Source organism: Streptomyces sp. ATLC9 (assembly GCF_057196705.1).
In genome coordinates this window covers 1-8,019 of the sequence record NZ_JBXUOY010000234.1, presented here as the reverse complement: position 1 = coordinate 8,019, position 8,019 = coordinate 1, and the positions used below count along the sequence as shown (strand labels likewise).

General features: G+C 72.9%; 8 protein-coding genes and 2 pseudogenes. 9 read left to right on the top strand and 1 reads right to left on the bottom strand.

Going from position 1 to position 8,019, the window contains the following annotated elements:
• Nucleotides 1-104: 104 nt before the first annotated feature.
• Nucleotides 105-1,307 carry an MFS transporter gene (locus AC2CJA_RS20855; protein ID WP_484604203.1) on the bottom strand — a complete coding sequence of 401 codons (1,203 nt, stop codon included), beginning with the start codon at nucleotides 1,305-1,307 and terminating at the stop codon, nucleotides 105-107.
• An 89-nt stretch (nucleotides 1,308-1,396) separates the two neighbouring features.
• Here AC2CJA_RS20855 and AC2CJA_RS20850 point away from each other — a divergent pair, with 89 nt between their 5' ends.
• From AC2CJA_RS20850 to AC2CJA_RS20810, 9 genes and pseudogenes are all read left to right on the top strand, one after another.
• Nucleotides 1,397-2,002: a TetR/AcrR family transcriptional regulator gene (locus AC2CJA_RS20850; protein ID WP_484604202.1), complete on the top strand. Its 606-nt coding sequence runs from the start codon at nucleotides 1,397-1,399 to the stop codon at nucleotides 2,000-2,002.
• A 179-nt stretch (nucleotides 2,003-2,181) separates the two neighbouring features.
• A complete protein-coding gene (locus tag AC2CJA_RS20845; protein WP_484604201.1) occupies nucleotides 2,182-2,481 on the top strand; it encodes a transposase in 300 nt (99 codons plus the stop codon).
• Nucleotides 2,478-2,975, top strand: a pseudogene (locus tag AC2CJA_RS20840) (IS3 family transposase); the annotation flags it as partial. The gene AC2CJA_RS20845 and the pseudogene AC2CJA_RS20840, both read left to right, overlap by 4 nt.
• Before the next feature lie 52 nt (nucleotides 2,976-3,027).
• Nucleotides 3,028-3,402 (top strand): annotated as a pseudogene (locus AC2CJA_RS20835) (IS30 family transposase); the annotation flags it as partial.
• Nucleotides 3,403-3,446: 44 nt separating this feature from the next.
• The gene (locus tag AC2CJA_RS20830; RefSeq protein WP_484604205.1) at nucleotides 3,447-3,839 is read left to right on the top strand and encodes an integrase core domain-containing protein; all 393 of its coding nucleotides are present in this window, start codon (nucleotides 3,447-3,449) and stop codon (nucleotides 3,837-3,839) included.
• Nucleotides 3,840-4,110: 271 nt separating this feature from the next.
• Entirely contained in the window at nucleotides 4,111-5,103 is a 993-nt protein-coding gene (dhaK, locus tag AC2CJA_RS20825; protein ID WP_484604200.1) for a dihydroxyacetone kinase subunit DhaK, read from the top strand.
• A gap of 118 nt (nucleotides 5,104-5,221) precedes the next feature.
• Nucleotides 5,222-5,821 carry a dihydroxyacetone kinase subunit DhaL gene (dhaL, locus tag AC2CJA_RS20820; RefSeq protein WP_484604204.1) on the top strand — a complete coding sequence of 200 codons (600 nt, stop codon included), beginning with the start codon at nucleotides 5,222-5,224 and terminating at the stop codon, nucleotides 5,819-5,821.
• Nucleotides 5,822-5,826: 5 nt separating this feature from the next.
• Entirely contained in the window at nucleotides 5,827-6,234 is a 408-nt protein-coding gene (gene dhaM / locus AC2CJA_RS20815) for a dihydroxyacetone kinase phosphoryl donor subunit DhaM (RefSeq protein ID WP_484604199.1), read from the top strand.
• Between the two features lie 749 nt (nucleotides 6,235-6,983).
• Entirely contained in the window at nucleotides 6,984-7,664 is a 681-nt protein-coding gene (locus AC2CJA_RS20810) for a lysophospholipid acyltransferase family protein (RefSeq protein WP_484604198.1), read from the top strand.
• Nucleotides 7,665-8,019 lie beyond the last annotated feature (355 nt).

The window sequence follows — 8,019 nt, the reverse complement described above, 5'->3', positions numbered from 1 at the left end:
GCGCGCCCGCCCGCCCCCCGCGACGGGGGGCGGCCCGGGCAGCCGGCCCGTCCTGCCGGGTCACACCGGAGACGGACCTCCGGCGTGACCCGCGAGGATCCGGGTCACCGCAGGTTCTCGTTGGCGCGGGCGCCCCAGATCGCCAGTGCGGCCGCCAGGGCGCAGGCGCCGCCGAGCCACAGCACACCCTGGAGGGTGAGCGTGTCGACGATGACGCCGCCGACCAGTGCGCCGAGGCCGATCGACAGATTGAACACCGCCACCCACAGGGAGGAGGCCGCCTCCACCGCCTGCGGGGCGGCTTTGATCATCCAGGTCTGCAGGCCCACGGACACACCACCGAAGGCCAGCCCCCAGACGATCAGCAGGATGGCGCCGCTGACCGCCGTCTGGCCCAGCAGCAGGAACAGCGGCATGGCGGCCGCCAGGGACACGGCGATGACCAGCACGCTCCGGTGCACCCTGCGCGAGAGCGCCGAGCCGGCGATGAAGTTGCCGATCATGCCTGCCGCACCGAACCCGAACAGCAGCGGACCGACGAAGCGTTCGTCGATGCCCGACAGCCTCTGCAGCGCCGGGCTGACGAACGTGTAGGCCGAGAAGTGCCCGAACACGATGAGGACCGTCGCGATGATGCCGACGCGCACGCCCGGGTTGCGGAACTGCTGGGCCAGCAGACGCGGCCGGATGGGCTGCGAGGCGGCCAGCGACGGCAGCACGGCCAGCAGGCCGATCAGCGCGACGAGCGCCAGGCCGCTCAGCGACGCGAAGGCGATGCGCCAGCCGGTGAGATCACCGACCAGGGTGCCGATCGGGACGCCGAACACGTTCGCGGCTCCCACGCCACCGAAGATGATCGCGGTGGCGCGCGGCACGTTCTCGGTGGACACGAGCCGGACGGCCAGACCGCTCGCGACCGCCCAGAAGCCGCCGATCGCCACGCCGACCAGCACCCGGGAGGACACCAGGACGGTGAAATTGGGGGCCGTGGCCGAGGCCACGTTGGCGAGGGTCATCAGCGCCATCAGTCCGAGCAGCAGGATTCGCCGGTCCATCTGCCCGACGAGCATCGGGACCAACGGCGCCGAAACCGCGGCGACCAGGCTGGGCACCGTCACCATCAGCCCGGCCGTGCCCTCCGAGACCGACAACGCCGACCCCACGGAGGTCAGCAGACCGATCGGCAGTTGCTCGGCGGTCACCAGCAGGAATGTTCCCAGGGCCACTGCGCTGACCGCCAGCCAGTGACTCTTCTGCGAGGTCCGCGGGGCCCTCGCCTGGGCCGGGGTCTGTTCTGCGGTCGTCACCGTGCCTCCTCCATGATTCGGGAGCGATCGCTCCCATACGGGAGCCTAGTATGAGAGCGATCGCTCCACAAGTTGGGTAGAGTGAATACATGGCACGCCCTCGACAGTTCGACGAACACAGTGCGGTCGTCTCGGCGACCGAGCTGTTCTGGCGACGCGGTTACCACGCCACCTCCGTGCGTGATCTCGGTGAGAAGCTGGCGCTCACGCCCAGCAGCCTGTACCGGACCTTCACGGACAAGCACACGCTGTTCCTGCGTGCGCTCGACCACTACCGGGCCACCGAGTCGACCGAGGCCCGGCAGCGGCTGCACGCGGGTGACCGCCCGGTCCGGGAAGTGCTGCGGGAATGGATGCTGTGGCTGGTCACCTGCCCTGCCGACGGCGATCCCGGCCGGGGGTGCTTCGTGGTCAACACGGCCACCGAAATCGGTACCGCCGACCAGCAGGTCCACCAGCGCACCGAGGCCGCCTTCGAGGTCACCCAGCAGGCCCTGCGGTCGCTGCTGGCCGAGGGGCGTGATCACGGCCAACTGCCCGCCGACCTCGACATCGACGCCGCCGTGGAACTGCTGTTCACCACGGTGCTCGGGCTTCGGGTGCGGGAGCGCGCGGGCCACGACCTCGCATGTCTGACCACCGCGATCGACGTCGCGATCCGGGCGCTGGGATCCACGTCCGGGGAATCCGCCTGACCGCGCCCGCCCGGGCCCCGGCGCCCCCCGGGCGGGGTGGGGCGGCGCAGGCCGGCCGAAACCGCCCGCCGGCGGGCGGGGGACGTCCACCGCCACGGGCAGGGCCTCAGGTGAGGCTTCCCCGTGGTCGTGGACACCTGGAGACTGGGATCTTGAGGTTCCAGAGGAAGTAGCACCAGGTGGGAAGCAAGTTCACGAAGCGGTACTCGGACGAGTACAAGCGGGACGCGATCGCGCTCGTCGATTCCTCGGGCAAGACGGTCACCGCCGTGGCCCGGGAGCTCGGCATCAGCTCGGAGTCCCTGCGCGGCTGGTACCGCAAGGCCAAGGCCGACCGGGGAGAGGGCGGCTCCCGCGAGCTGACCAGCGCCGAGCGCGAGGAGCTCAAGCGGCTGCGCAAGGAGAACCGCGAACAGCGGCAGACAATCGAGATCCTGAAAAAAGCGACCGCCTTCTTCGTGAAGGAGAACGACCGGTGAGCGAGCTGTACCGGTTCATCCACGCGGAGAAGGCGAACTACCCGATCGTGCTGCTGTGCCGGGTGCCGCACGTGGCCCGCTCCTCCTACTACGCCTGGCGCGAGGACGAGGCCGCCCGCCGGGCCCGTCAGGCCGCCGACGACGCGCTCGCGCACGAGATCACCGTGCTGCACATCGCCTCCCGCCGCACCTACGGCGTCCCGCGCATCCACGCCGAGCTCCGCCGCCTGGGGCAGCGGGTGAACCGCAAGCGCATCGCCCGCGTCATGCGCGAGCGCGACATTCGCGGCGCCGGCCGCCGCAAGCACCGCTCACTGACCCGGCCGGACAAGAAGGCGAAGCCGGCCCCGGACCTCATCGGCCGCGACTTCCATGCCGAGCGCCCCGTGACCAAGCCGGTCGGCGACATCACCTACCTGCCCACCGCCGAGGGCCGGCTCTACCTCGCCCGCTGGCTGGACCTGGCCACCCGCGAGGTCGTCGGCTACGCCATGGCCGACCACCACCGCGCCGAGCTCGTCGTCGACGCTCTCGACATGGCCCACGGCCGCAGCGGTGCGGGATGCCATCGCCTCCACGATCACCTCACTGCCCGAGCAACTGCGCAGGACACTCACGTGGGACCAGGGCTCGGAGATGGCCGAGCACGCCCAACTGCGCATCGACAGCGGGCTGGAGATCTACTTCACCAACCCCCACAGCCCCTGGCAGCGCGGCACCAACGAGAACACCAACGGACTGCTGCGGCAGTACTTCCCCAAGGGAACCGACCTCTCCCGCTACGACCGCCGGGAACTCGATGCCGTCGCCGCCACCCTGAACGAACGACCACGCAAGACCCTCGGCTGGAAGACCCCCGCCGAAGCCCTCAACGAGCAGCTACAGTCGATCCAACAAGCCGGTGTTGCAACGACCGGTTGAACCCGAGGAACACATCAGCACAATTCCGAGACCGAATAGAGGAGTTGGGGCTGCGGCAGAGCTGCGGACGCACCGGATCCTGTTTCGACAACGCCGCCGCGGAGAGCTTCTGGGCCCTGCTCAAGGAGGAGATCGGCACCCGTACCTGGCCAGACCGGGCCACCGCCCGCACCGAGGTCTTCACCTTCATCGAGACCTTCTACAACCGCCGCCGCCTGCGCAAACACAAGACCTTCGGCTACCTCACCCCGGCCGAGACCAGGCAACGACACCAGCACACCCTCGCGGCACAACGAACGAGTGTCCGAGATCACGGGGAAACTTCGCGATCCCTCCCAACCGTATGCAAGGGCTGGAACGTCTCCGCGCCCTACGTGTTGACGAGGCCTGGTGTACGCATAGACATCGACGTCCGACCGCAACCAAGTGCACCCTGATTCGGACCGGGGCGCGCCCATGACGTTCTTGCACGTGACCTTCGCTACCGCAAGGCCGATACTGCCTCCGTAGGAATCCGGTCGGCATGCTGTCGATCTACCGCAGAAACCTGACACGGCGTCACTAAAGTCAGCATTAGGTCAGCATCAGTACCGCCACAGCCCGCTTCCGGCCGCTACGGACCGCCAGGACCGAGAACTACTCGAATCTGCCCTGACCGGCAGAAACGCAGGCCGACGACCCACCCGCCAAGCTCACCGGGAGACACCCATGAAGATGCTGATCAACGTGCCGGAGACAGTGGTGGCCGACGCCCTGCGCGGCATGGCCGCCGCCCATCCGGACCTGACGGTCGACGTGGAGAACCGGGTGGTGGTGCGCCGGGACGCGCCGGTCGCGGACAAGGTGGGGCTGGTCTCCGGCGGCGGATCGGGGCACGAGCCGCTGCACGGCGGGTTCGTCGGCCCCGGAATGCTGGACGCGGCCTGCCCCGGCGAGGTGTTCACCTCCCCCGTCCCGGACCAGATGGCACGGGCGGCGGCGGCCGTCGACAGCGGCCGGGGTGTGCTGTTCGTGGTGAAGAACTACACCGGCGACGTGTTGAACTTCGACATGGCCGCCGAGTTCGCCGAGGACGAGGGCGTACTGGTCGCCAGGGTGCTGGTCGACGACGACGTGGCGGTGGTCGACAGCACCTACACCGCCGGGCGGCGCGGCACCGGTGCCACGCTGTTCGTGGAGAAGCTGGCGGGTGCGGCGGCCGAGGCGGGAGCGCCGCTGGAGCGTGTGGAGGCGGTGGCCCGGCAGGTGGTGGAGTCCTCCCGCAGCTTCGGTGTCGCGCTGAGCGCCTGCACGACTCCGGCACGGGGCGTGCCCACCTTCGACCTGCCGCCCGGCGAGCTGGAGCTGGGTATCGGCATCCACGGAGAACCGGGCCGCGAGCGGCGGGGGATGATGACCTCCGGCGAGATCGCGGACACGGCGGTGGACGCGGTGCTGGACGACCTGCGCCCGGACCGCCCCGTACTGGCGCTGGTCAACGGCATGGGCGGCACCCCGCTGCTGGAGCTGTACGGCTTCGCCGCCGAGGTGCACCGGGTGCTCGGCGAACGCCGTGTGGCCGTGGCCCGCACCCTGGTCGGCAGCTACGTCACATCGCTCGACATGGCGGGCTGCTCGGTCACCCTGTGCCAGGCGGACGAGGAGCTTCTGCGGCTGTGGGACGCGCCGGTGCGCACCCCCGCGCTGCGCTGGGGCATGTGATCCCGTCCGGCCGGGCAGGGAACCGGACGCAGCCGCCGCGGGCACCGCTCGTGGACAGCCCGCAGACAAGGAGACCGTGGTGACCGTCGCACTGGACGCCGACTTCTTCCGCCGCTGGATGTCCGCGGCCTCGGCCGCCGTGGACCGGGAGGCGGACCGGCTGACCGAGCTGGACTCCGCCATCGGCGACGCCGACCACGGCGCCAACATGCGGCGCGGTCTGACCGCTGCGGTCGCCGCCCTGGACGAGGAGGCCCCCTCCTCCCCCGGCGCGGTGCTCGCCCTCGCCGGGCGCCGGCTGATCTCCACCGTCGGCGGTGCCTCGGGCCCGCTGTACGGGACGCTGCTGCGGCGCGCGGGCAAGGCGCTGGGCACGGAGGAGAGCGTGGATCCCGGACAGCTGCGGGAGGCGCTGCGCGCCGGGGTGGAGGCGGTGGCGCAGCTGGGTTCCGCGGCGCGGGGCGACAAGACGATGCTGGACGCGCTGTATCCGGCCGTCGAGGCGCTGGGCGATCCTGGTGGTGACTTCGAGGCGGCGCGCGGGGCCGCCGAGGAGGGGGCCGCCGCCACCGTGCCGATGCGGGCGCGCAGGGGCCGGGCGAGCTATCTGGGCGAGCGCAGCATCGGTCACCAGGACCCCGGCGCCACCTCCTCGGCACTGTTCTTCGCCGCGCTCGCCGACACCGCCCGCACCGCCGCGACCGGGCAGTCCGCATGAGCGGGATGAGCGGGCCGAGCGGCCGGGTCGGCGTCGTACTGGTCTCGCACAGCAGGCAGGTGGCCGAGTCCGTCGCCCATATGGCGCTCGGGCTGGCGGGCGGCGCCGATGTCCCCGTCGCGCCCGCCGGCGGCGCCGGGGACGGCGGGCTTGGCACCAGTTCGGAGCTGATCACCGAGGCGGCCCGCCGGGTGGACCGGGGCGCGGGTGTGGCGGTGCTGGCGGATCTGGGCAGCGCGGTGCTGACGGTGCGCACGCTCCTGGCGGAGGAGGAGCTGCCCCCGGGCACCCGTCTGGTGGACGCGCCCTTCGTCGAGGGCGCGGTCGCGGCCGTGGTCACCGCCTCCGCCGGCGCGGACCTGGACGCGGTCGCGGCGGCCGCGACGGAGGCGTACGACTACCGCAAGACCTGACCGGTTCCCGCACCGGCCGCTCCCCGCCCGCGCGGGGGCTCCCGCACCGCCGCCGGCCCGCTCCCCTCCGTCCGGACCGGGCCGGCGCCGACGGCGTCGTACCCGGGCGGAGCGGGCAGGTCCACGGGGAGCCGCGGTCCGCCGCGAGGCCCGGCACCCGGCGCCCGGGGCGCGCATCAGCGTTCCGCGGCGAACGGGCACTCGGGGGGCCGGTGGGCGAGTCCGGGCGGCGTCCGCGCATCTCCACACGCGGCCGGCGGACCGCGCACCCGGTGGCGTGCCCGTGCCACCGGCTCGGCGCGCGCGCAGGGCGAACTCCGTCCCGCGCGGCGGGGGACGGCCTTCGGCGCATACGGCCGGGCGACCGGTCACGCCGAACGGCACGGCCGGTCCCGGAAGTGGAGAGGGGGAGCCACGACGGCGCGCCGAGCAGCACCCGCCGTCGTGCCAGCCCTTCGGGCCTCACGGCACCGGCGATGTGGTTCCACGTCAGGGTGCCGCGGGCCAGGAGCTCCGGCCGCGCCCGGAGGGCCGTCAGCGCCTCCGCCACGCCGATGTCCACCCCCGCCGATGATGTGCCCCGCGGCACGCCGACTTCCGGACGACCGCCCGGGCACGGATGAGTACGGCTACTCAGGCGCCGCAGGGCGCGCCCGGCGAGAATGAGGTCCGCCGCCCCTTCGGGCGCCCGGCGTCCGGCGTCCGGCGGACACACCGAAACCACGCAGGAGTACCCGGAGGAGCCCGCCGTGCTCAGCACCGTCGCCCGCACCGTCGTCCCCGCCCTCGGCCGTCTGCGGGTCACCTCCGACCCCGGCGCCGAGCTCGCGCCCGGCAGCATCGTCGCCGCCAACCACACCTCCCTGGTCGATCCCGGCGTGGTCCTGGCCGCCCTGCACCGCCTGGACACCAGGCCCGTGGTGCTGGCGACCGCCGGGCTGTGGCGGATACCCGGCCTGCGGCAGGCCCTCGTCCGCGGCGGGCACGTACCGGTGCACCGGGGCACCGAACGGGCCGCCGCCTCGCTGGAGGGCGCCGCCGCCGCGCTCGCGGCGGGCCGGGTCGTGCTCATCTACGGCGAGGGCGGTCTGCCGCGCCGCGCGGACTCCGGCGAGGCCGAGCCCGGCCCGTTCCGCAGCGGGCTGGCCCGGCTGGCGCTGGCCACCGGCGCCCCGGTGGTCCCCCTGGGGCAGGCCGGCTCCCGCCGCATCAGTTCCGGGTCCACCGCCAGGCAGGTCGCCGGGTTCGTCACCGCCCCGCTGCGCCGTCCCGGCGTACACGTCCACGTCGGCGAGCCGGTCCGGCTGTCGGGCGACGTGGTCACGGCCACCGCCCACGCCCGTCGGGCGGTCGTCGCCGCCTGGCGGGTCGCGGCGGAGCGGGCCGGTCACCCCGCCCGCCGGCGCGGGGACTTCACGGCGACCGCCTGAGCCGCGCCCGGCTCCCCGCCGACCGGAAGCCGTCCGGACCGGGAACCGCCGCCGCCCGCGAATTCCGGCTTCCGGCACCCCGGGGTCCGGAACCGGTGTCCACCGGGCGGGATGACGGCGTTCCGCCCGGTGCGGCAAAACGGCCCGCCGCGCCTCCCCGTTCCGGTACGGGATTGTCCGAAGAGGGCTCCCGCACCGGGCGGTTCACCGGGCGTCACGGACGGTTCGGCCGGTGAGGAACATGCCGCGTTCCGGATCACCCACCGGATTCTTTTCCCTTTTCCCGGCCGGCCCCGGCCGGGAAAAGTGGTGCGTCGAGAGGGTGCGCGCCTTTCGGCGGCCCCTCATCGGAGGG

What these genes read in the sequence shown, in the direction of transcription:
- dhaK (WP_484604200.1), top strand. Translation starts at nt 4,111, where the DNA reads ATGAAGATGCTGATCAACGTGCCGGAGACAGTGGTGGCCGACGCCCTG.
- dhaM (WP_484604199.1), top strand. Translation starts at nt 5,827, where the DNA reads ATGAGCGGGCCGAGCGGCCGGGTCGGCGTCGTACTGGTCTCGCACAGC.
- dhaL (WP_484604204.1), top strand. Translation starts at nt 5,222, where the DNA reads ATGTCCGCGGCCTCGGCCGCCGTGGACCGGGAGGCGGACCGGCTGACC.
- AC2CJA_RS20850 (WP_484604202.1), top strand. Translation starts at nt 1,397, where the DNA reads ATGGCACGCCCTCGACAGTTCGACGAACACAGTGCGGTCGTCTCGGCG.